Source organism: Ornatilinea apprima (assembly GCF_001306115.1).
GTDB lineage: Bacteria > Chloroflexota > Anaerolineae > Anaerolineales > Anaerolineaceae > Ornatilinea > Ornatilinea apprima.
On sequence record NZ_LGCL01000015.1, the window covers coordinates 163,703 to 185,186 of the forward strand.

At 58.2% G+C, this 21,484-nt stretch carries 21 protein-coding genes and 1 tRNA gene; 8 read left to right on the top strand and 14 right to left on the bottom strand.

What is annotated here, in order from left to right:
* Positions 1–78 precede the first annotated feature (78 nt).
* On the top strand, positions 79–1,317 hold the full coding sequence (locus ADN00_RS03960; RefSeq protein WP_082389867.1) for an MFS transporter: 1,239 nt from the start codon (positions 79–81) through the stop codon (positions 1,315–1,317).
* 158 nt (positions 1,318–1,475) lie between these two features.
* Positions 1,476–1,994 (top strand): SET domain-containing protein, encoded by a 519-nt coding sequence (locus ADN00_RS03965; RefSeq protein ID WP_075061657.1) that lies wholly within the window; start codon positions 1,476–1,478, stop codon positions 1,992–1,994.
* A 76-nt stretch (positions 1,995–2,070) separates the two neighbouring features.
* Here the strand turns inward: ADN00_RS03965 and ADN00_RS03970 are convergent, their stop codons facing one another.
* On the bottom strand, positions 2,071–3,453 hold the full coding sequence (locus tag ADN00_RS03970) for an MFS transporter (RefSeq protein WP_075061658.1): 1,383 nt from the start codon (positions 3,451–3,453) through the stop codon (positions 2,071–2,073).
* A 158-nt stretch (positions 3,454–3,611) separates the two neighbouring features.
* On the opposite strand from ADN00_RS03970, the gene ADN00_RS03975 reads away from it, so the two are divergent.
* Positions 3,612–4,343, top strand: coding sequence for a CPBP family intramembrane glutamic endopeptidase (locus tag ADN00_RS03975; protein WP_075061659.1), 732 nt, complete (start codon positions 3,612–3,614; stop codon positions 4,341–4,343).
* A gap of 88 nt (positions 4,344–4,431) precedes the next feature.
* Here the strand turns inward: ADN00_RS03975 and ADN00_RS03980 are convergent, their stop codons facing one another.
* Together ADN00_RS03980 and ADN00_RS03985 are read right to left on the bottom strand one after the other, a co-directional pair.
* Positions 4,432–4,974 (bottom strand): hypothetical protein, encoded by a 543-nt coding sequence (locus ADN00_RS03980; RefSeq protein ID WP_075061660.1) that lies wholly within the window; start codon positions 4,972–4,974, stop codon positions 4,432–4,434.
* 10 nt (positions 4,975–4,984) lie between these two features.
* Complete coding sequence (locus tag ADN00_RS03985; protein WP_075061661.1) at positions 4,985–5,716, bottom strand: head GIN domain-containing protein; 732 nt, start codon at positions 5,714–5,716, stop codon at positions 4,985–4,987.
* A gap of 191 nt (positions 5,717–5,907) precedes the next feature.
* Here ADN00_RS03985 and ADN00_RS03990 point away from each other — a divergent pair, with 191 nt between their 5' ends.
* Complete coding sequence (locus ADN00_RS03990) at positions 5,908–6,831, top strand: DMT family transporter (RefSeq protein WP_075061662.1); 924 nt, start codon at positions 5,908–5,910, stop codon at positions 6,829–6,831.
* A 104-nt stretch (positions 6,832–6,935) separates the two neighbouring features.
* The gene (locus tag ADN00_RS03995) at positions 6,936–8,960 is read left to right on the top strand and encodes a protein kinase domain-containing protein (protein WP_075061663.1); all 2,025 of its coding nucleotides are present in this window, start codon (positions 6,936–6,938) and stop codon (positions 8,958–8,960) included.
* A 79-nt stretch (positions 8,961–9,039) separates the two neighbouring features.
* On the opposite strand, the gene ADN00_RS04000 is transcribed toward ADN00_RS03995, so the two are convergent.
* From ADN00_RS04000 to coaE, 7 genes are all read right to left on the bottom strand, one after another.
* Positions 9,040–9,303, bottom strand: coding sequence for a YgiT-type zinc finger protein (locus ADN00_RS04000; protein WP_075061664.1), 264 nt, complete (start codon positions 9,301–9,303; stop codon positions 9,040–9,042).
* Positions 9,304–9,338: 35 nt separating this feature from the next.
* On the bottom strand, positions 9,339–10,085 hold the full coding sequence (gene deoC, locus ADN00_RS04005; protein WP_082389869.1) for a deoxyribose-phosphate aldolase: 747 nt from the start codon (positions 10,083–10,085) through the stop codon (positions 9,339–9,341).
* Positions 10,086–10,156: 71 nt separating this feature from the next.
* The gene (gene lepB, locus ADN00_RS04010; protein WP_075061665.1) at positions 10,157–10,753 is read right to left on the bottom strand and encodes a signal peptidase I; all 597 of its coding nucleotides are present in this window, start codon (positions 10,751–10,753) and stop codon (positions 10,157–10,159) included.
* Positions 10,754–11,000: 247 nt separating this feature from the next.
* Positions 11,001–12,371: a ribosome biogenesis GTPase Der gene (der, locus tag ADN00_RS04015; RefSeq protein WP_075061666.1), complete on the bottom strand. Its 1,371-nt coding sequence runs from the start codon at positions 12,369–12,371 to the stop codon at positions 11,001–11,003.
* 25 nt (positions 12,372–12,396) lie between these two features.
* Positions 12,397–13,632 (bottom strand): CdaR family protein, encoded by a 1,236-nt coding sequence (locus ADN00_RS04020; RefSeq protein WP_075061667.1) that lies wholly within the window; start codon positions 13,630–13,632, stop codon positions 12,397–12,399.
* On the bottom strand, positions 13,629–14,522 hold the full coding sequence (gene cdaA / locus ADN00_RS04025; RefSeq protein WP_075061668.1) for a diadenylate cyclase CdaA: 894 nt from the start codon (positions 14,520–14,522) through the stop codon (positions 13,629–13,631). The genes ADN00_RS04020 and cdaA overlap by 4 nt, the downstream gene beginning before the upstream one ends.
* Positions 14,523–14,579: 57 nt before the next feature.
* Positions 14,580–15,722, bottom strand: a complete 1,143-nt coding sequence (coaE, locus tag ADN00_RS04030; protein WP_075061669.1) for a dephospho-CoA kinase — start codon at positions 15,720–15,722, stop codon at positions 14,580–14,582.
* Between the two features lie 550 nt (positions 15,723–16,272).
* Here coaE and ADN00_RS04035 point away from each other — a divergent pair.
* The 3 genes from ADN00_RS04035 (at position 16,273) to rsmA (ending at position 18,649) form a co-directional block, all read left to right on the top strand.
* Positions 16,273–16,345 (top strand) — tRNA-Phe (locus ADN00_RS04035).
* An 85-nt stretch (positions 16,346–16,430) separates the two neighbouring features.
* Positions 16,431–17,804, top strand: a complete 1,374-nt coding sequence (locus tag ADN00_RS04040; protein WP_075061670.1) for a ubiquitin-like domain-containing protein — start codon at positions 16,431–16,433, stop codon at positions 17,802–17,804.
* A complete protein-coding gene (rsmA, locus tag ADN00_RS04045; protein ID WP_075061671.1) occupies positions 17,789–18,649 on the top strand; it encodes a 16S rRNA (adenine(1518)-N(6)/adenine(1519)-N(6))-dimethyltransferase RsmA in 861 nt (286 codons plus the stop codon). Before ADN00_RS04040 ends, rsmA begins: the two co-directional genes overlap by 16 nt.
* 50 nt (positions 18,650–18,699) lie before the next feature.
* On the opposite strand, the gene ADN00_RS04050 is transcribed toward rsmA, so the two are convergent.
* The 4 genes from ADN00_RS04050 to ADN00_RS04065 are packed head-to-tail and all read right to left on the bottom strand — an operon-like array spanning position 18,700 to position 21,292.
* Positions 18,700–19,452: a polyprenol monophosphomannose synthase gene (locus ADN00_RS04050; RefSeq protein ID WP_075061672.1), complete on the bottom strand. Its 753-nt coding sequence runs from the start codon at positions 19,450–19,452 to the stop codon at positions 18,700–18,702.
* The gene (locus ADN00_RS04055; protein ID WP_075061673.1) at positions 19,419–20,282 is read right to left on the bottom strand and encodes a response regulator transcription factor; all 864 of its coding nucleotides are present in this window, start codon (positions 20,280–20,282) and stop codon (positions 19,419–19,421) included. Before ADN00_RS04055 ends, ADN00_RS04050 begins: the two co-directional genes overlap by 34 nt.
* An 8-nt stretch (positions 20,283–20,290) precedes the next feature.
* The gene (locus tag ADN00_RS04060; RefSeq protein ID WP_075061674.1) at positions 20,291–20,923 is read right to left on the bottom strand and encodes a V4R domain-containing protein; all 633 of its coding nucleotides are present in this window, start codon (positions 20,921–20,923) and stop codon (positions 20,291–20,293) included.
* An 18-nt stretch (positions 20,924–20,941) separates the two neighbouring features.
* Positions 20,942–21,292, bottom strand: coding sequence for a roadblock/LC7 domain-containing protein (locus ADN00_RS04065; RefSeq protein WP_075061675.1), 351 nt, complete (start codon positions 21,290–21,292; stop codon positions 20,942–20,944).
* Positions 21,293–21,484: the final 192 nt, after the last annotated feature.

A 21,484-nucleotide genomic window follows, 5' to 3' on the forward strand; every position in this document is an offset into this window, starting at 1 on the left:
AACCCGCCGCGCCATTTGTGGATTCAAACTCTCCGGTTTATACTGGTGAGTAGAAAATTCTTGTCAGTGAGTGTATTTATGAAATCTATCCTCAACCGCAGATTACTCCTCATTCTGGGCTTTGTCTTCATTGACTTGCTCGGTTACAGCCTCATCCTGCCCCTGTTGCCCTTTTATGCCGACACCTTCGCGGCCAGCCTCACCACCGTGGGCCTGCTGGGAACCGTCAACGCTCTGGCGCAATTGATTGCAGCGCCAACAATTGGGCGCCTATCAGACCGTTACGGACGCCGCCCGCTGCTGATCTTCAGCATTGTAGGCACCATCGTTGCCTTTCTGTTGCTCGGCTTTGCCCAATCGCTGGCCATGCTCTTCATCAGCCGCATTGTCGACGGGTTATTTGGCGGCAACATCGCCTTGGCGCGCGCCTACATCACCGACATCACCGATTCCAAAACCCGCGCGCGCAGCCTGGGCATGATCGGCGCGGCTTTCGGCCTGGGCTTTATCATCGGCCCGGCTATGGGCGGGATCTTGAGCCAGTACGGGTTTGCTGTCCCCGCCTTTGTGGCAGCATGCCTGGCAGCCCTGAATTTGCTGGCCGTGCTCATCTGGCTGCCCGAATCACTCCCTGCTGCCGAGCGCCAGGCGATGCGCCGCAGCCCCAACACCGCCTTCACCCTCAACAAGCTCTACGAAGAGCTCAAAAAGCCGTGCGTGGGGCCGCTGCTGGTCGTTCAGTTATTTTACAACCTGGCTTTCATTCTCTTTCAGACCAATTTCTCTCTCTTCGCCAAAAACAGCCTGGGGTTATCCGCCCAGTCCACCAGCTACATTCTGGCCTATGTCGGTCTGCTTTCTGTTTTGGTGCAGGCCTTCGCCATCGGCCGTCTCACCGGGCTCTTCTACGAGCGTTCGCTGATCTTTTTCGGCTCCATCTTGATGACGGTTTCGCTCCTCATCTGGGGCTTCGTTGGCTCCGTTCCGCTGCTGTTGATCATCCTGGCTCCCATTTCCCTCTCCGGCGGCATCCTCAATACCGTCATCACCAGCCAGATCACCAAATCAGTCTACCGTGAAGACGTGGGCGGCACGCTTGGGCTGGCCTCTGCCACGCAAAGCCTGGCGCAGATCCTCATGCCAACCATCGGGGGCGCGCTGATGCAGTTCACCGGCTCCTGGGCGGTGGGCGCTGCCGCCGCGCTCTTAATGTCCATGGCGGTTCTGGTTACCCGCTTGCAGATCCTGCCCCGCCCCGAGCAGGAAGGCCCCTGCCCGCGCCCCGACGAGCCCTCTGTTCACACTCAACCGGCCTGACCCGCCCATCTATGAGCCATTTCACCATCCGATTTTTCGCCCCAACCGGGCGGTTTTTCGCTTAACTGTGCCTCACAGCGGTATAATCGTGCATCAATCGCACGGCGTTCCTCCCGCGGGAAACCATCCTTCTTCTCTCAGGCACAGGAGCTTATCGCATGGAATCCGATTGTCATTCTTACCTCAACCCCAAACTCGAAGTCCGCGCATTCCCCAACAAAGGCGGGTATGGTATTTTTGCCCGCGAAGCCGTGCAAGCCGGCGAGCTGGTTTGCATGTGGGGTGGCAGCATCGTTACCCACGACCAGCTGCAAACCCTGCCAGAAGATGTCGTCAGCCATTCCATCCAGGTGGAAGAATTTCTCTATCAGGTGCAGCCCTGGGAGCATTTTGACCCCGCCGATTATTTCAACCACTGCTGCGATCCCAACGCGGGCCTTTCCAGCCCCATTTCACTGGTTGCCATACGCGATATTCAACCCGACGAAGAAGTTTGCTTTGACTACGCCATGTCCGACAGCTCCGATTACGACCAGTTTGAATGTATGTGCGCCTCACCGCGCTGCCGCAAAACCATCACCGGCAAAGACTGGCAGATTCCCGAACTGCAAGAACGCTACCGCGGCTATTTCTCCCCCTACCTGCAGCGCCGCATCGACAAACTCCGTGCTGGCTAATCAAATCTCACAAAATCAGAGGGCTGCCCAATCCGCAGCCCTCTGTTGATTCATCCGTTTGGCGAGGCTTCCCGTCCTACTCCGCCTCTGCCGCTTCCAGCCCTGCAACCGCGCCGGTTTCCTGCTTCAGTTTCAGTAAGTCCTCGCGCCGCTGGCCCATCAGATTCTTCACTTTAGCCGCATCTTTGGGATAAGTGAAATAGAACAGGGTGAAGAAGATCCCGCAGATCAGCCACGGGAAGGGAATCGTCCAGACCAGCGCGTAGGTCAGCCCAATCCGGTCGGCCAGCGCCCCCGCGATGAGGCCCGCGAAGGCAGACAGCCCGCCTTCGATCAGGTTTACCACCGAATACGCGCTCGAACGGATCTCCGGCGGCACCACCGCCTGCATCATCGGCTCCTTTGCGCCGCGTCCCGGCCAGCCAATCATCAGCGCCGTGAACATCGTCAGCCCAAGCAATTGCGGAAACGTCATCGTTTGCGCACGCGTCAGCAGAATATACATCAGCGGCACCCCTGAAAGCACCGAAAACTGACCAATGACTGTGCGCCCGTATTTGGGACTGATCTTTTCCGCGTAATCGCCGATCAGGCCGCCCATAAAATTGCTGATTGCAGCGCCCACAACCACCACCGCGAACACCAGCGGAGCGCTGCCCGCCGGGTCGGTAAAACTGATCTGGTTCGAAAAATTTAAATCGGTTACCATCCAATTGATGAAGTAGAAGCCCATCACCACCCACGGCATCGTGCCGGTAACCCCCTGCAAAATGGCCGCCCAAATGGTGGGAATGCGCAGCGTAGAAAAGACATCTTTCCAATTGATCATGTAGCGCTGCTCGTTCTCATGGTCAATCAGCCCGGCCAGCTCCGGCTCAGCTGCCCCGCGCGGCGGCTCTTCTACGAACAGCCAGATCACCACCCCCGACAAAATACTGAAAACGCCCAACCCCACAAAGCCCCAGCGCCATAGTTCGGGTGTGGCCACAAACCCCAGCGCCAGCACCCCCACTACGGTGCCCATCAATCCCACAAAACCAATCACCCCCAGCGCGAAACCGCGCCTTTCTTGCGGAAAATGATCGGCAATCAGCGAGAAGGTGGCCGGCATCAGGCAGCCCAGCCCCAGCCCCGATATGGCACGGATGATCAGCACCCCGGTGAAGTTGGGCATCAACCCTACCAGAATTGTCCAGATGCCCCAAATGCCGGTGCCGAAAATCAGCACCTTCTTGCGCGAATAGCGGTCTGCCGCGTAGCCCCACAGCGGTGCGCTTACGGTCTGCGCGATATTGCGCAGCGTGGTCATCAATCCCAGCATGCCGTAGCTCACACCCCACAGGCTCTGGATAATCGGCGAAAGCACGCCCATCGCCTGCGCCTCTCCCTGATCAATCAAATATCCGAGTCCAAGCGCGAATAAGGTCTTTCCTGAATGGCGGGTCTGCCCTGGTTTCATGGGTTCTGCTTCCCTTCTGGATGGAATAGAATAGCATTATTGTACGGCAGGCGGCAGTGATTTTCCAGTTTCAAATGTATGCGCGAGAAAGGACATTCTCCCCATCCTGGCAAATTCCCGCTACAATTGAACCAGGCACTCATCGAAAGGCACAACCTATGCAAACCGATTCCTTAACCACCTCCCTCAAACCCACACGCTGGTTTGACCTGCCGCTGTACCTGCTCGGCGGGTTGGGCGTGCTGATTCTGGCCTCTTTGCTGCTCAGCCAGGTATCCGCCCCCGGCGACCCCCTCGACACCGCCCTGCGTTTCATTTTCAACGCGCTCTCGCTGATCGGCTGCGTGGCCCTGTTGGGCGTGCGGCGCGGAAAAATCTCCTGGCAGTCCATCGGTTTTTGGCCCGCGCGCTGGAAACCGGGCTGGATTCTGACCGCCGCCCTGCTCACCGCTGTGTTTCTGCCAGTGCGCGGCATTCTGGGCGTGGTCGCCAGCTTGTTGATGGAAGGCGGCTTTGAAAGCCTCTCTCTGCGCGCCGACGCGTTCACTGCCAGCGGCGCCTTCACCTGGGGCAACTTCGCCTTCACCCTCTTGATGGGAGGGCTGGTCATTCCCGTGGCTGAAGAACTGTACTTTCGCGGTCTGATCCATTCCTGGTTCCGCGACCGCCTGCCCTTCTGGCCAGCGGTGATCCTCAGCGGCCTGCTCTTTGGCCTGGCTCATTTCGACTCGCTGGGCGTGGCTGCCGCCAGCTTTGTGATGGGCATGGTCAACGCCGTCGCCTTTGAGAAAAACAACAACTCCATTTGGCTGCCCATTGCCATCCATGCCATCAATAACAGCTTTGCTCTGGCGCTGGTCAACCTGGTTCTGCTGCTCCAGCCCGGCTAGGCGGCAAAAACCCACCCACATTTTCGGGAAGATCTTCTAAAGAAAAAAGGGCTGCCCGAAAATTGGGCAGCCCATCCAACACCAGTGTTTACTGGAACAACCTTCTGGTCTCATCCTGCAGCAGGTAGGCCAGCAGCAGCCCCCCGGCGACAGTGCCGATTGGGAACGCCGGCAGGAATAAGATCGCCAGAGCAATCGCCGACCAGCGCGCCCAGCTCTTCATCTTCAGCAGTCCCCAACCCACCACGGCGTAAATGATGCCAATGCCGCCGGTGAAGAAAATGGCCACCGCCATGCCCATCAAGGCCGCGAACAAGCCAATTCCGCGCGCGTCGCTGGCCAGGATCGCCGGCACCGGCAGCGCCAGCAGCAGGCAGCCGAAGAACAGCCCCGGCAGCGCGCATAAAAAGTGATACACAGCCGTAAGGGTCAGCAGATCAGGGCGTTCCATTTTTCCGCTTGCCCCAGCGCGTGCGGCCTGGCCGGCCCTGGGCGCTTCTGCCGCCGGGCTGGCCTCTACCACTTCCACCCGTTCCGCTTCCACAGCTTCCACCGCTTCCACGGGGATCTCCTGACCGCTCGCGGCGGCTTCAGGTTCCTCCGCGACGGGATTCAACATTTCATCCGTCATCACACACCTCCTATTTTTCGCCCAGGCTGGTTACCCGGCCCGATCCGCTCGTTCGCTCATTCATCTGCGGGCGGCCATAATAGCGCACCTCACCGCTGCCCGAGATGTTAATATCCAGGCTCTCTTCAGCCCAGGCTTCCACATCACCAGAACCGCTGACTTTGACCACCGCCGTCTGGCTGCGCAGGTCACCTAAGCGACAGTTCCCTGACCCTGAAACATCAATCCGCATCTGATCCACTTCTCCGGCTGCTTCAAAATTGCCCGACCCGCTGATATTCAGATCCAGCTCTTTGGCCTGTAAATCACGCAGATTCATATTGCCTGAACCGCTGACCACAACCTCCAGATTTTCCGTTTCCAGGCTTTCCATATCCACATTACCCGAACCGCTCACATGCACACGCTCCAGGTCATCCACCGAGAGATAGAAATAGATCGGACCGCTGTCAATCAGTGTTGTCCCGGGTTTGAAGCCGATGATCAGTTCATCGCCGTCCACTCTCGTTTCAATCTTCTCCAGCACATCCTGCCGGGCCTCAATTCGCAGCCCTTCACTGCCGTCTTGCGTGATCTGCAGCCGGCCAGAGCCTTCCAGCCTGACCTCGTCGAAACCGCTCACCGCGCGTTCCTCCGTCACCAGTTCGCCATTCGCTTCTCCCACGTTGAAGCTGAACCCGCAAGCCAATGAAGCCAGTGATAAAGCGCCCAGGGAGGCCAGAATTTTCCATTTTGAACTCATAAATCGTCTCCTCAAGATTGTTTTTTCGATTACACTTCATATACGCACCATGTTCATTTGAGTTTCAGATTCCAGAGTCATATTTCAAAAACAGGACGCGGCACAGCAAAGTCATACCGTGCAGTCCCGCGTTTCTATGCCCTCAAGCGCCGCCAGGAGAGCCCAAAGCCGTTGAAAGTTCGCAACGCACCATGAAACGATTCAAAACCGCCATGATCCCTGTTTTTCTGCTGGCTGTGCTGCTGGGTTCCAACACCGTCATCGCCCGCGCGGCCATGCAGTCCGTTTCCCCGTACGCGTTGAACGCCGCGCGCGTCTCGCTCACTGCGCTGATCTACCTGATATCTTTCGCGCTCATCCCGGGTTGGCGCTGGCCGCGCGATCTTTCTGTCTGGCTGCAGGCCGGGCTATGGGGTATTTTCGGGTTCGCCCTGCCGCTGACCGCCTTTATGCATGTGCTCACCTATTTTTCCTCGGGTGTTACTTCCCTTTTTGGCACACTCAGCCCGGTTGTGGTGGCGATTCTCGCGCACTTTTTGCTGCAGGACGAGCGCCTGACCCTCCTGAAAATTGCCGGCAGCCTGATCGCTTTCGGCGGTGTAGCCATCATCCTTTTTAGCGGAGAGACCGGCCTGGGCGGACTGGTGCAGGCCGACCCGCGCGGTTACCTGTGGGCGGCCGTGGGCGTCCTCAGCGGATCTGGCAGCGTGGTCTATTCACGCCGTTTCCTCTCCAATATGGAGTCCATCCAGGCCACCGGCATCCGCACCGTGGTCGCCGCGCCCATCCTGATCGCCGTGGCAATATTCACCGGCAATTTCCAGTTTCAGCCCCTGCTCCACGGCGGCAACCTGCTTGGCCTGATCTACCTCGCCTCCATCGGCACCTTTGTCATTTTCATTCTTGAATTTCACGTCATCCAATCCTTCGGCGCCGGCCCTGCCTCACAGATGAATTACCTGCTCCCGCCCATTGCCACCGGTCTGGGTGTCCTCTTCCTCGGCGAACAGATCAGCCTGGTATTTGTAACCGGTATGCTGGTCATCTTCATCGGCCTGTTTCTGGTCAATTACACTCCCCGGCCCCAACCCACGCCCGATCCGCAAATCCCTTAAGCGAGAGCGCCGCTCGCGCCCGCAGCTGTCGTTCATTCTTCACCTTCCCCCAGAAATCACTATAATAAAAACAAGACCCAACCCCATCTCACAGGAGCTTTGCCATGGAACTGGCGCCAGAAACTCTCCTCCACCAGCGTTACCGCATCCTTCAAAAACTCGGCCAGGGCGGCATGGGCGCCGTCTACCTTGCCCACGACACCTCCCTCGAGAGCCGCGTAGCCGTGAAAAGCAATCACAGCCCGGCCGACGAGAGTTCCACCCAGTTTCTGCGCGAAGCGCAGCTGCTCGCCAATCTGCGCCACCCCAACCTGCCGCGCGTGATCGACTACTTCCTGCTCGAAAACAACCAGTACCTGGTGATGGACTACATCCCCGGCAAAGACCTGGGCCAGATTCTGCAGGAAGAAGGCCCGCAGCCCGTGGAAAAAGTACTGCGCTGGGCCGAAGCCCTCGGCTCGGCGCTGGCTTACATGCACCGCCAGCGCCCGCCGGTGATCCACCGCGACATCAAGCCCGCCAATATCAAACTCGACGACCAGGGCGAGCCGATCCTGGTCGATTTTGGCATCGCCAAGGCATCCGAAGCCGCCCAGGCCACCGAGGCCGGCGCGGCTGGTTTTACCCCCGGCTACGCGCCCCCTGAGCAATACGGCGGCGCGCGCACCGGTCCCTACTCCGACCAGTACGCCCTGGCCGCCACCCTCTACGCCCTGCTCAGCGGTCTCACCCCCTCTGACAGCGTGCAGCGCGCCCTGGGACAGGCCGTTCTCTCACCCCTCAACCTGCTCAACAAACAGGTCCCCGCCCACGTTCAGGCCGCCATCGAGCGCGCCATGTCGGTGCGCCCGCAAGAGCGCTTCGCCAGCATCGAGGACTTCACCCACGCCCTCACCGACCCTACCTACCAGCCCACCCAGGTAGCGGCCCGCCCGGCCGCTCCTCCTGCCCGGCCCGTTCAGAAGAAAATCCACCCCGGCGTGTGGATCGCTGGCGCGGTTCTGGCTTTCGCGCTGACCGGCGGCAGCCTGCTGGCCTGGCGGATTCTGGGCAAATCCACCCCGGCCGCCAGCCTGCCTACCCTCACCGCCCAGCCCCCCACCGAATCCGCCGCGCTGGCCTCGCCGGGCGCGCCCACCCTGCAGGCCGCCGCCCTGCCCGACGTTACCCAGGAACCCTCCGCCGTTCCCACCTCCGCCCCCACCGAAACGCCCCAGCCGCGCCCGATTGGCAGCGGCAGAAAGCTGGCCTTCGTCAGCGACCGTTCCGCGGACCAGACCCTGCAAATCTGGGGCATGGACGTATTTATGGACAACGCCGGAAAGCTCTTTGCCAGCGAGCCCCAGCCCCTCACCAGCGGCGCGTCCGATAAAACTCTGCCCGCCTGGTCGCCAGACGGCAGCAAACTGCTGTATGTGGCCGCCTCCGAAGACCCTGCCGAAGCCCAGGAGTATGGTCTCGACATATGGATGCTTGACCTGAGTCAGCCCGGCGCGCAGCCGGTTAACCTCACCCGCCGCAAGGGCGACGACACCTACCCCGACTGGTCGCCCGACGGGCGCTGGATCGCCTTTGCCAACCAGAACCCTTTCACTAGCGTCCTGCAACTGGTCTTGATGAACCCCGACGGCAGCGAGCAGCGCCGCATCTCCGGAGAATATTACGAATACGACCCTGCCTGGGCGCCAGATATGAGCACCATGCTCAACATCATTTACGCCTCCAGCAACTATTATCTACACCTGCGCGACTGGCAGGAGCAGCCCTACCCTACCCCCATGCCCACCTCCAAACCCTACGACCGCTCCTCATTTTTTGGCCGCCTGGGACAGGTAAGTGACTTTGACTGGTCGCCCGATGGTAATTACCTGGCCTACACCCGCCAGGACGGCAGCCGGTCGCGCGTGTATGTGGTCGAATACCGCACCCGCGGGGAAAAGATCAACCTGCTTACCCAAAACACCACCGCCGACAGGCAGCCCGCCTGGTCCCGCGACTCGCAGTGGATCGCCTTCACCTCCGAACGCGACGGTAACGCCGAAATCTATATTATGACCGCCACCGGACTGCTGCAAACCAACCTCACCAACAACCCCGCCGCCGATATGCAGCCCGCCTGGCAGCCGTAACCGTCCTCTTGATGCCAGCCGCTTGTAACGAATCAAAAAGACGCCGCGTTTGCGGCGTCTCGGCTTTATGACTGTTGGACTAATCGCTTACATTGGGGCGGGCTGATTTGTGCCCTTTTACCGGGTGAATGGTTCGCGGACGGCTCACCGGTTTTCCCGCTTCCGAATTGAGCAGCATGCTCAAACGCGCCATCGCCAGTTGGTCATACTCCCGCCGCCCGCACACATCACACACCCATGCCGGAAAGTCTGGCACCATGACCATTTCTTCCCCCAGCCATGTCATGTATGTAATGTATGACAGACTCATCTTCCCCACCTGGCATTCGTTGCAGCCAAGCATAGAAGTCTCTTCGGATTGCGGAACGGGATTGCTTTTCAGGAGAGGGCCTCTTTCACAATCGTTAATCCGGCGCTGGTGCCCAGGCGGTTCGCGCCCGCTTTCAACATCGCTTGCGCGTCAGCCAGGCTGCGCACGCCGCCAGCCGCCTTTACGCCCATCGCGGGCCCAACCACCCGGCGCATCAGATCAATATCTTCCACGGTCGCGCCCGCCTTGCTGAAGCCGGTCGAGGTCTTGACAAAATCAACCCCTGCCGATTGGCTCAGCAGGCACGCCATAATTTTTTCTTCCTTCTCCAGCAGGCAGTTTTCAAAGATCACTTTGAGCGCCACATTGTGCTGGTGACAGGCCTGGGTAACCGCCAGAATATCTTCATACACCTGCTCATACTCACGCGCTTTCAGCAGACCAATCGAAAGCACCATATCCACTTCTTGCGCGCCTTCTTCGATCACAATGCGTGTCTCTTCCACTTTGATGCGCGTCAGCGAAGCCCCCAGCGGAAAACCGATCACCGAGCAGGCCTTTGCCGGGCTGCCCTTCAGCAGCCGCGCCACCTGCGGAATGAAAATGGGGTTCACGCACACCGCCGCGAAAGAATATTCTCGCGCTTCCAGGCACAGCTTCTCCACTTGTTCCGGGGTTGCTTCCGGTTTGAGGATCGTGTGGTCAATTAAACTTGCCACCTGATCGTTGCTCACCGGTTTCATTTCGGGCAGTTCTGGAAGTTGAACCAGGTACGCTTTGGCCTGTTCAACCATTTCTTTGATATGAATAGCCATCGTTCATTCCTTCTTTGTGTTATCTTACTCGAGATTGAAAAGAATTCCCATAAAAAACGGATTAGAATCGCCTAATTGGCCGCATTCACCACCAGCGGATGGTTGAGTGTCTTGATCTTATCAATTGGCCAGTAGACAAAGATGGCCTTGCCCAGCATAAGATCCTCTGGCACAAACCCCCAGCGGTGCGAGTCGGAAGACTGGTTGCGGTTGTCACCCAGCACAAAGTACATTTCTTCCGGCACTTCCCACTCCCCAGTATAAGTGGGCGCGTCCGCGATATAGTCTTCCACCAGTTCCTGGCCGTTGACAAACACCTGGCCATTTTCCACCACCACGGTATCACCTGGCACGCCGATCACCCGTTTAATATAATCCTCAGCCGGATTCAGCGGGTAGTGGAATACCACAATATCACCACGCTGCACTTCTCCAAACCGGTAGGCCGTCTTGTTCACCAGCAGCAGTTGGCCTGGTTCCAGCGTCGGGCGCATACTGATCTTATCCACCCGCACCCGCGCCATGAAGCTGTCAATTAAGAAATATAAAACCAGGGCCAGTACAATTGTTTGCAGCGCTTCAATGATCACCCGCGCCGTATTCGATTTTGTCCCCGGCAACTTCTCAGCGGCGCTGTCTGTCTCCTGGTTGGGGTTGATTTCAGTCAAAAGATTTCCTCCACTCTACCCATAAAAACCACCACTCTTTACCCAATTATAAAACCCATTAAATGACGGGGCAAGAGAAACAGATCAATGCTTACCAGACTGTAAAGCCCGCCCCCACCGAAGCCGCTCCGGTTGCCATGCCATACCCTGAGTTCAGCCTTCGTCTTAAAAAACCGCTCCCCCGAAATCCATATCCCTGATTCCTGGAGGAGCCGGAAACGAAACTTCAATAACCAAACCGCCGGGCTTACTTCTCCCGCCGGGACTTAAACACCAGTCGGATGGGCGTCCCCAGGTAAGTGTAATTCTCGCGGATACGGTTCTCCAAAAACCTACGGTAAGAGAAATGCGCCAGCTTGGGGTCGTTGCAGTACAGCATAAACGTGGGAGGATCGCTGCGCACCTGCGTGCCGTAATAAATCTTCAGCGTCTGGCCCGACTTGGTAGTGGGCTGATGGCGCGCCTGCGCGTCTTGAATCACTTTGTTCAACTGCGACGTGCTCAACCGCACCAGCCGCTCTTCCTGCACGCGCAGGGCTGTGGGCAGCACCTGATCCACTCGCTTGCCCGTCTTGGCCGAGATGAACAAAATCGGCACATAATCCATGAAGTTTAATTCCTGGCGAATCTTCTGCGTGTAGAGATTCATGGTCTCGTTGTCTTTTTCCACCGCGTCCCATTTGTTAACAATCACCACCGTGCTCTTCCACGCCTCTAATATAAACCCGGCGATGTGTGTGTCTTGCGCCGTGATGCCCGTGGTCGCGTCAATCACCAGCAGCGCCACATCCGCGCGTTCAATGGCGCGTATGGCACGCAGCACGCTGTATTTCTCCACGCCCGGCTCCACCTTGCCGCGCCGGCGGATGCCCGCCGTGTCAATCAGCGTAACCGGAATATCGTTGTACATCATGAAGGTGTCCACCGCGTCGCGTGTGGTGCCGGCGATCGGGCTCACAATCGCCCGCTCTTCGCCCATCAAGCAGTTCAATAAGCTGGACTTGCCCGCGTTGGGCTTGCCTACAATTGCGATCTTAACTGAAGGCTCGCCCTCTTCCTCAGGCTCCTGCGGGAAATTCGCCACCAGTTCATCCAGTAAATCGCCTGTGCCGGTTCCGTGCACCGCAGAAATGGCGTATGGGTCGCCCATTCCCAGCTCGTAGAATTGGGAAGCCATGTTCCGCAATGCGTTGTTATCTGCCTTGTTGACCACCAGCAGCACCGGTGGATTAAGCCGCCCATCTTCTTCTTTTTTCTGGTTTCGGCGCAAAATCTGCGCCACTTCCAAATCGGCCGGAGTTACCCCTGCTTCCGCATCTACCAGGAAAAGCACCACGTCTGCCAGCTCCAGCGCCGCTTTGGCCTGCACCCGGATTTGCTCAATATAATCCGCCGAACCAATCGAAAGCGGATCTTTACCGCCTGTGGTGGGGTCAATTCCACCTGTGTCCATCACATCAAACACATGCCCGGTCCACTCACCCTCCGCCAACAGGCGGTCGCGGGTGGTGCCAGGGACGTCATCCACAATCGCAAGGCGTTCACCCGCCAGGCGGTTGAAGAGTGTGCTTTTGCCAACATTAGGCCTTCCGACCAAAACAACAACTGGTTTTCTCATCTTCTCAATTTACCTTTAACGCCCGTTAAGGCGACTTTCTTCTTACAATCACTTCAATCGAACCGGGCAATATCGACTCGATTCGCACATCGGGTTGGTTCACCTGCACCGTCGGCACGCGCTGGTAGGTACCCATTGGTTCACCCGTCAGGTCTACTATCACCCGCACCTCACTGCTGATCAATTGATCCAGCACTGGCAGCGGACCAGAAAGGATTACATCCACCGTCTCAGGCGAGATGGTGGCCTCGAACGCGTCCGATAGGCCAATCACTTCCACCTTTTTATCGGTCAGCGTCAGGCTGCCTTCAATCGCCGCAATGCCGACCTGCACCGCCACGGTCTGCTCGCCCACCACCGAAACGCCCGGCGGCAAGTCCAGCGGCAGGCGCAAATCCAGGTCATCCTTGGCACCGTTCAGATCCAGCGCTTTAGTCTCCACATACCCCGGGATCTCATCCACCAGTTTTGGGTCGGAGGAGTAAATCGTAACCGTGGGCGGGAAGACAGAAATGTTGGTTACCCGGTATCCGCCAGCCACCTGTCCGACCGGTACCACCTTCACCACCACGTTGCGATATCCGCCACGCTGGGTAACCTTGACGTTCACAGTCACCGCTTCCGGCGACAGGCTTACCCCGGTGATTTGCTCACCATCAGCGTTATATGTGCTGATCGGAATTGAGCGGGAAATATCCCGGTCGGCCTGGTTATAGTCCAATACAGCCCGAGCCTCACTCACCTGCTCCACCAACGACTCAGGCCCGCTGACAATTACCGCTTTCGGAGTGAAATCCGGCGACTCAGCCTGGAATCCAACCGCGAGGTCCCCCCGTTCCACCAGGCTGATTGGCAGCTCGCGGCTCGAGAGATTCTCCAGCGTCACCGTCAACAAACACGGCGTGCAAGAGACAATCTCAACCGGTCGCAGCCCCACCTGCACTTGAATCTCTGAATTATACGTGCCCGCGTCCAAACCCGAAAGGTCTAAAACCGCCCGCACGGGAATTTGCTCATTCAACAATCGGTTCCAGATCGAATTTGGCGCGCGCAGGGTAATGCTTACTGTGCTGGGGGTCGTGCTGGTCAGCACCAATCCCGGGTCCTGCCCAATCACCTCCACATTTATGGCGCGCGGGTACACGCGTTGTTCGGTAGGGTCTTGCGTGGTCACCGCCGAAATCCAGGCGGCCACCGCCAGAATCAACGCCAGCAAAAAGGTGGGGATATTCTTGCCCAATTGGCGTAAATGATCGATCATCTTCGATCCTCCGGTTTGCCGCGCGGAAGGATGCGCCCCACAAGCTGCGAAATGCTCTTAAAAAATGGGATATTCTCCGGCTCGGTCGGCCGGTAAAACGCCAGCAAAATATTTTCCAATCGCTCGCTGTCCAGCCGGCGAATCATCCGCCCGCCGTGCGTGATCGAAATCGAACCCGTTTCCTCAGAGACCACCACCGCAATCGCGTCGCTGGCCTCCGAAATCCCCAGCGCCGCCCGATGCCGCAAGCCCATTTGCCGGTCCGGTGAACGCGTCAGCGTGCCGCTGGCCGAAAGCGGCATCACCGAAGACGCCGCGATGATCTTGTCGCCCTTCACAATCACCGCGCCATCGTGCAGGGGTGTGTTGGGATAAAAAATTTGCAGCAGCAGTTCAGTAGAAACATCCGCGTTCAGGCGCACGCCAGTGCGCAGGTACTCTTCCAGGCTGTCTCGCCGGCTTAACACAATCAATGCTCCGTGCTGGCGCGCCGAAAGCCGCGCGCAGGCCGTAACAATTTTGCGAATCGATTCTTGAATCTGCTGCACCTGAGACTTGGACTGCCCCCAAAATAGCGATCCGCTCCCTGCCCGGCCCAGCTTTTCCAAAGCGCGCCGGATCTCAGGCGCGAAAATCACCGGAATGGCCAGCACCAGGGTCGGCAGGGTGGTTCTCACCAGCCACGAAAACGCCGGCAGGCTCACCAGCGAAGTGAACAGGCTCAACACAATGATCAGGAAAACCACCCCGCGCAGCAGCACCTGTGCCTGGGTGTCTCTCACCACCCACAACACAGCAAAAAAGATCAACGTCACCAGGAAAATGTCCAGTGCGCTCTGCCAGCTCAAACGCTGAAAAAGAAAGGACAATTCACTCAGCAGGGTGGGCACATTTACTCCAATTCTTCACGGTCATCCACTTGACAGTAAGCAGCCGGTGCGCGCGGTCTAAATCGGCCGCATAACACGGTCCTGGCGCAGTTGTTTGAAATACAGCACCGAATCAGGCTGCGCCGATTCCAGCGCTGCCTCTTGCCACGCCGAAACTGAAATTTCTGGCGGGTTCACCGGTTTGTAACCGATTTTTTTCCACATCAATTCCAGCCCCGCCAGCCGCTTGGGCACAAACACCAGGCTGGCTTCACTTTGCAAATCGCGCGAGGCTTTTTCCATCTCTTCCACCAGCGCCGGCAGGCATTGGTCGGCCTCCACCAGCGGATCCATGAGAATATCCACCGTGCGCGACACCAGATTTTCCACCTGCCAGGCGATCAGCCCGCGCAGCCGCGAATCGACCTTCAGCAATAAAAAGGCCTTTTCGCCAAAGGCGGCCATCACATCCTCACGCGAATACTTGCGCGCCGCCGGGCGCAGCCGGTTGTACAGGTCAGCGATCTCAGCAGAATTTCCTGGCTTTCCGCGTAGAATCTGGAAAGTGAACTGTTTCTCTTTACGTTCCGACACCAGCGCTTCGGGTTCTTTTTCCGTCTGCGGAACAATCTTCTGCCATTCCGCCACCACGCGCTGCCAGGTCTGTTCAAAGGTGCCTGTGTTTTCAATCACCACCATGGCCGCGCTGGTCTTTAAGTGCGCGGGGGGCTGGGCGTCTACCCGCTGGCGCGCGTCAGATTCACTCATCTTGCGGTTTTTCACCAGCCGTTGAATTTGCGTCTCACGCGGCGCCGCCGTCACCCAGATCGAGTCGCACATCGCGTGAATGTTTGTTTCCAGCAACTTAATCGCCTCAATCACAATCACACGCTGCCGCGAGCGGCTGATAATGATATCCACCGCTGAAAGTACCAGGGGATGCACAATCTCTTCCAACGCCTTCATCGCCTCCGCGTCCGCGAAAACGATCTTTCCCAGGCGCGCGCGGTTAATTTCCCCATCATCATTCAAAATCCAGCGTCCGAACATCTTCACCACCGGCTGGTAACCAGGGGCGTTTTTGGCAATCGCCCGGTGAGCCAGCGCGTCAGCGTCAATTCCATACGCGCCCAGGTGCTCCAGCATGCGCCGCACCACGCTCTTGCCGGTCCCGATATTGCCCGTAAGGCCAATTACGTATTTCTCAGGCCATTTACCCAAACCAACCTCATGGATCGCGCATCTGCGCTTTGTGAATAGGGGAAGAGATTTTTAACAATCGCAAAACAATTGTAGTCTGCCGCGCAAAGAATGTCAAACCCACCGTCACAAATCCCTCTCCATTCCCAAAGGCCAGCGTAGATGGCTATCGGTTCCGCAAAAATTCATCGGCCGCAGATTTCTCCACCCCAGAAAATGCGTTTTTCAGCATTTTGAGAAACGCTTGGCGTGGGTTCCGCCGCAGATAGCCGCCATCGGTTCCACTAAACCCAGTTGAATACGGGCTTCTCCCTCTGTCATCAAAACAAACGTTCCACCCTCAACGCCGCCTTACAATAGACCCCTCTCTTCCGTAAGGGCGGATGGCCATCCGCCCCTACCAGGGAGAATGGCAGTCCAGTATCTTGCATTAAGGCCGCCCAATGAAAACCTCCCTCCCTAAAGGGGTGGGGTCAAACGATTGCAAGGTTTCAATTTCAACATCCATATTGCTTGACAGGTCAGCCATGCGATAGTAGAATTTGTCTATCCAAACGCAATACCGTCTCACGCCGAGATAGCTCAGTTGGTAGAGCACGCGACTGAAAATTGCGGTGTCGACAGTTCGATCCTGTCTCTCGGCACAAACGCACCTCAAGTGAGGTGCGTTTTCTTTTTCCGTGATTCTCCCACTTTATTTGATACAATCACCATACCATGAAAAAATGGATGGCATATTCGATCACAGCACTCCTCTGCCTCGGCGGGCTTTTTCTGCTCTTCACCGGAATCCGCCGCCCGGCAGAAATTTTCATTGAAAACCAACGCTTCATCGTGCAGACCCGCGCCCTCACCGTTGGTCAGGCGCTGCGCGACGGCGGCGTAACCCTCGCCCCGCAAGACCGCGTGAACCCGCCGGTGGGTGCGCTGCTCGCCTGGCAGCCGGTCATCCGCGTGCAAAAGGCCAGCCAGGTCAACCTGTTCACCGGCGATAGTCTCACCGCCGCCCTCCACGCTGTCGAGCGCATCCCCGCCAATCTACTGGGCGCGCAAGGCATTCGCCTTTACCCCCACGACCGCCTGCTGTGGAACGGCGAGCCCATCGACCCCCTGCGGCCTCTTCCTCTTGCCCAGGTCTACAACCTGCAGCTCATTCCCGCTCAAAAAGCGGCCATCACCACCCCCACCGGGCAGACCGTTACTGCCTATACCGCTGCCCAAACCGTGGCGCAGGCACTGGCAGACGCGGGCATTTCCATCTCGCCTGCGCTGGATGTCCAACCACCCCTCGACGCGCCGTTGCCCTCTCCGCCGCAGATTCGCATCCAGCAGGGGCGCGAGCTGCGCGTGCAGGTCGCCGACCGCGAGTTGCTCACCTTTACGCACGCCCAAACTGTCGGCCAGGCGCTCGCCCAGGCCGGTGTTGCCCTGCAAAGCCTCGATTACAGCCAGCCGCCCGAAAGCGCCAGCCTGCCCGCCGACGGCCGCGTGCGCGTGGTGCGCGTGCGCGAAGAAATCCTCCTCGAGCAGCAGCCCATCCCCTTTGACAACGAACTGGTTCCCGACCCCGACCTGGAACTGGACCAGCGCCGCGTGGTTGAACCCGGCCAGTACGGCATCGAAGTCAGCCGCGTCAGCGTGCGCTACGAAGACGGCCAGGAAGTATCGCGCCAGACCGAAGAAACCTGGACGGCATCACAGCCGGTGACCCAAAAAATGGGCTACGGCACCAAAATCGAAATCCGCACCCTCGACACCCTCTCCGGTCCCATCGAATATTGGCGCGCCGTTACCGTCTACGCCACCTCGTATTCTCCCTGCCGCTCCGGCACCAATACCTGCTACAATGGCACCGCCTCCGGCCTGCCGGTCCAGCGCGGCGTGATCGGCGTTACCCGCGCCTGGTACAATTGGATGGTTGGCCAGGGCGTCTATATCCCCGGCTACGGCCCGGCCGTCGTCGCCGATGTGGGCGGCGGCGTCCCCGGCACGCATTGGATTGACCTGGGCTTCACGGATGACGACTATGAAGCCTGGCACAGCAACGTAACCCTTTATTTTCTGACCCCGGTTCCCGAAAACATACCATGGATTCTTCCTTAGATATTCCACCCCTCAACCCCGTCGCCCTGCTGAAAGCGCACCAGCTCAACCCCAAAAAGGGATTGGGGCAGAACTTTCTGATCGACGCCAGCGCCCTGAAGAAAATCGTTACCGCGGCCGAAGTCTCACCCGACGACTGCGTTTTGGAAATCGGTCCCGGTCTCGGCAGCCTCACCCGCTACCTGGCCCAATCCTGCCGCCGCCTTGTCGCCGTGGAGCTTGACCATCACCTGGTGCCCATCTTGCGCGAGGTTGTTTCTCCCTGGCCCAATGTCGAAATCGTCGAAGGCGACATCCTCCAGCAGGATCCCGTCCAACTGATCAACGAAGATGGCTACCTGGTGGTCGCCAACATTCCCTACTACATCACCTCGGCCGTCATCCGCCACCTGCTCGAAAGCCAGGTCAAACCTGCCCGCATGGTTCTCACCATGCAGCTGGAAGTCGCCCAGCGCATCTGCGCCCAACCCGGCGACCTCAGCCTGCTGGCGCTCAGCATTCAGGTTTACGGCGCGCCGCGCAGCGTGCTGCGCATTCCGGCGGGTGCGTTTTACCCCGCCCCCAAAGTGGACTCGGCCACCCTGCGCGTCGATCTCTACCCGCAGCCGCTCATTCCCACCGACCAAATCGAAGTCTTTTTCCGCCTGGCCAAAGCTGGTTTCTCGCAAAAACGCAAAACCCTGCGCAACGCCATGTCGGGCGGGCTGGCCCTGCCGCGCGAGCAGGTGGAGCAGTTCCTGGCCAACGCCAACATCGACCCGCAGCGCCGCGCCGAGACCCTATCCATCCCCGAGTGGAAAGACGTTACCGCCGCCTTCATCAACGCGAAGAACCCATCTGCATAAAAAAAGCCGCCTCAAAAAAGGCGGCCTGCTTTGTTTTGGTTTGATCAGCCTCAGCGGCCTAAATCGCGGTACATTTTCGCCAGCTGCCACACGCGCAGCGCGGCTTCCACCTGAATGCGGAAAGACATCTTGGACTGACCCCAGCGCCGGTCGGCAAAATAGATCGGAATCTCTTTGAATTTGTAACCCAGCTTGGTGGCCACATAAGACATCTCCACCTGGAAGATATAGCCGTTCGAGCGCACGCGCTCCAGCGGCATGCCTTGCAACGTCTCGCGCCGCCACAGCTTGAATCCTCCGGTAACATCGCGCAGCGACATGCCTAAAATGGTGCGCGCGTAGAAATTGCCAAACCCCGACAGTGCCTTGCGCCAGAACGGCCAGCGCTCATCCAGGCTGCCGCCGGGTACATAGCGCGAGCCCAAAACCACATCACAGGTCTCCAGCGTTTTCACCAGTTCTAAAACCTTTTCGACCGGGTGCGAGAAATCCGCGTCCATTTGTCCGATGGCCTCTGCGCCCTGCTCGATGGCCTTATGAAAACCCTGAATATAGGCCGTGCCCAGTCCCTGTTTGCCTGCCCGGTGCATCACGCTCACCCGTCCGGGGTACTGCTGGCACAATTCTTCGGCGATCTGGCCGGTGCCGTCCGGGCTGTTATCGTCCACCACCAGCAGACTTAATTCTGGCAGGGGCAGCGCGAAAAGCGCGGCGGCCAGCTTGGGCAAGTTCTCAGCTTCATTGTAAGTTGGGATAACGATTGTAGTTTTCAATTTCCATCCTGTTTGCACAACCGCGAGCATTCATCCACAATGGCTTGTCCATCCCCCCAGGCCGCGCGCGCTGCCAGCAATTGCACGCTGACCGTCAGGCGCTTGCCTTCAAATGTCCCCGCCGAGAGATCCTGGTCGCGGTAGAAGTATTGAAATGACTGCTCCAGTTTTTGTTCGATCCTGGCTTTCACGTCGGCGGCGCGTTCGCGGGGAACCCCCGCCAGCACACACCAATCATCCAGATGCCCCAAAAAGGGCAGGAGCGCGTCAGATGGTTGAATTATATCCCGAATAATCAAAGTTGTCGCCCGCAGCAGATCATCCGCCGCGATAAATCCGTAAATCTCACGAAACTGCTGGCTGTTCTCCACCCGCATCACCAGCGCGGACCAGTCCTGCTGCCCGGCCAGCCGGTCCAACCGCTCTTTCAAAGCCGTTCCCATCACCAGCCCGCTGACCGGGTGCTGCACAGCCGCGCGCTGCGCCCTGGCCAGCGTGTTTTGCACCCTTAAGAGCAGTTCCTCAACATCAAACGGCTTGGTTATGTAATCATCCGCATGCAAAGCCAGGCCTTGCAGGCGAGCTTCGCGTTCTCGCCGTTCAGTTAAGAATATCACCGGGGTATAGCGTGTGGACACATGCTCGCGCATGCGCTCCAACACTTCAAAACCGTCAATATCTGGCAGGCGCACATCCAGAATGACCAGGTCTGGCCGCTTGGCTCTCGCCGACCGGACGCCGTCTTCCCCCCAATTCTCCGTGACCACCTGGTATCCCGCTGAGCGCAAAAACGCGCCCAGCATTTCCGCGATATCCTGATCATCTTCAACAATCAGAATAGTAGGCGCAATGTCTTTCAAGTGCTCCTTTACCCAATGGGTTCCTTAAACACCACAAAATTGCAGACCTCATCACCGGCCGCATGGCACGCCGATTGGCTGACACGAAATTCATTCCCACCCGACACCCACTTCAGGCCTTCTTGCAGCAGGCCCACCGCCATGAAGCATGCCGGTTTGTCCACCGTGCGGCCCCAACATACCGGGCAGCGATGAATGGTATACAAATAATGATCTTCAAATTCCTGCACGGTAGAAAGCTGGTCGCTGGTGGTGGTGAAGACCTTCGCCATCGCCGGCAGGCCGATGCGCAGCTTGGCCTCCAGTTTCAACACCTTGAACGCCAGATCGCCCGCCCCAGCCAGCGCGCCAAAATTGCGCAGCCCCTCGGCAAAGGCCGCCCGCCCGGCGCGCAGCGCCAGACCGCGCCCGCCCCGCGGACCGTACATCTCTTCCAGCGCGCCATTGATCGCCGAAAAATCGGCAAAATCAAATTCGCGGTTCAGATTGTCGGGGGGGTAATTGCCAATTAAGTGCTGGAGCTGTGCCAGGTTCAAAATAGCGTTCACACCATTTTTACCCATCACATCTTCCAGCGCCATTAACAGGATTCTGGGAATTTTGTTGGGATAGTACAACCCGCTCTTGGGGATGGGTTCCATATTATTTTTCGCCTGTCTCTAGATCATTTTCGTCAGGTCTTCAGCCGCGCGGCGCATATCCAGGAAGAGCAGGCCGAGCTTGGCCTGTTCGCGCGCCAGCGCCGTCAGCACGGCTTCTTCACCCACCGACATTAAAACCACGTATCCCTTTTCGCCTTTGATATACACCTGGTCAAGCGAACCGCGTCCCAGCTCATTGGCAATCCGCTCGCCCAGCGACAGCATCGCCGCCGACATCGCCGATACCCGGTCTTCTTCCACGCCTTGCGGCAGCGCCGATGCAATCGTCAGGCCATCCACACTCACAATCGCGGAGGCTTCAATGTCTGGCGATGAGGCCTGCAGCTCGCGCAATCGTTCTACCATCATTTGGGTGCGTGACTTGGTCAAGGCTGCACTCCTTTGCGTAATTTAGTTCGTATCAAACCAAATTCTATTGTAGACCAGCGAAATTTTAATGTCAAGCAAGCCTCAATTTCCCTCTCATTTTGTTAAGTAATCGAAAAGTCTCCCTCACCGGCTCATCTTCCAGCAAGGATCAGTTTGGGGGGCGCTGAGCAG

Excerpts from the sequence above, each read along its gene's own strand:
- ADN00_RS04000 (WP_075061664.1), bottom strand. The coding sequence starts at position 9,303 with ATGCTTGGCTGCAACGAATGCCAGGTGGGGAAGATGAGTCTGTCATAC.
- ADN00_RS03970 (WP_075061658.1), bottom strand. The coding sequence starts at position 3,453 with ATGAAACCAGGGCAGACCCGCCATTCAGGAAAGACCTTATTCGCGCTT.
- ADN00_RS03975 (WP_075061659.1), top strand. The coding sequence starts at position 3,612 with ATGCAAACCGATTCCTTAACCACCTCCCTCAAACCCACACGCTGGTTT.
- ADN00_RS04040 (WP_075061670.1), top strand. The coding sequence starts at position 16,431 with ATGGCATATTCGATCACAGCACTCCTCTGCCTCGGCGGGCTTTTTCTG.
- deoC (WP_082389869.1), bottom strand. The coding sequence starts at position 10,085 with ATGGCTATTCATATCAAAGAAATGGTTGAACAGGCCAAAGCGTACCTG.
- ADN00_RS03990 (WP_075061662.1), top strand. The coding sequence starts at position 5,908 with ATGAAACGATTCAAAACCGCCATGATCCCTGTTTTTCTGCTGGCTGTG.
- ADN00_RS04020 (WP_075061667.1), bottom strand. The coding sequence starts at position 13,632 with ATGATCGATCATTTACGCCAATTGGGCAAGAATATCCCCACCTTTTTG.
- der (WP_075061666.1), bottom strand. The coding sequence starts at position 12,371 with ATGAGAAAACCAGTTGTTGTTTTGGTCGGAAGGCCTAATGTTGGCAAA.
- ADN00_RS03995 (WP_075061663.1), top strand. The coding sequence starts at position 6,936 with ATGGAACTGGCGCCAGAAACTCTCCTCCACCAGCGTTACCGCATCCTT.
- ADN00_RS03985 (WP_075061661.1), bottom strand. The coding sequence starts at position 5,716 with ATGAGTTCAAAATGGAAAATTCTGGCCTCCCTGGGCGCTTTATCACTG.
- ADN00_RS03960 (WP_082389867.1), top strand. The coding sequence starts at position 79 with ATGAAATCTATCCTCAACCGCAGATTACTCCTCATTCTGGGCTTTGTC.
- ADN00_RS04050 (WP_075061672.1), bottom strand. The coding sequence starts at position 19,452 with ATGCTCGCGGTTGTGCAAACAGGATGGAAATTGAAAACTACAATCGTT.
- ADN00_RS04060 (WP_075061674.1), bottom strand. The coding sequence starts at position 20,923 with ATGGAACCCATCCCCAAGAGCGGGTTGTACTATCCCAACAAAATTCCC.
- ADN00_RS04065 (WP_075061675.1), bottom strand. The coding sequence starts at position 21,292 with ATGATGGTAGAACGATTGCGCGAGCTGCAGGCCTCATCGCCAGACATT.
- ADN00_RS03980 (WP_075061660.1), bottom strand. The coding sequence starts at position 4,974 with ATGACGGATGAAATGTTGAATCCCGTCGCGGAGGAACCTGAAGCCGCC.
- rsmA (WP_075061671.1), top strand. The coding sequence starts at position 17,789 with ATGGATTCTTCCTTAGATATTCCACCCCTCAACCCCGTCGCCCTGCTG.
- ADN00_RS03965 (WP_075061657.1), top strand. The coding sequence starts at position 1,476 with ATGGAATCCGATTGTCATTCTTACCTCAACCCCAAACTCGAAGTCCGC.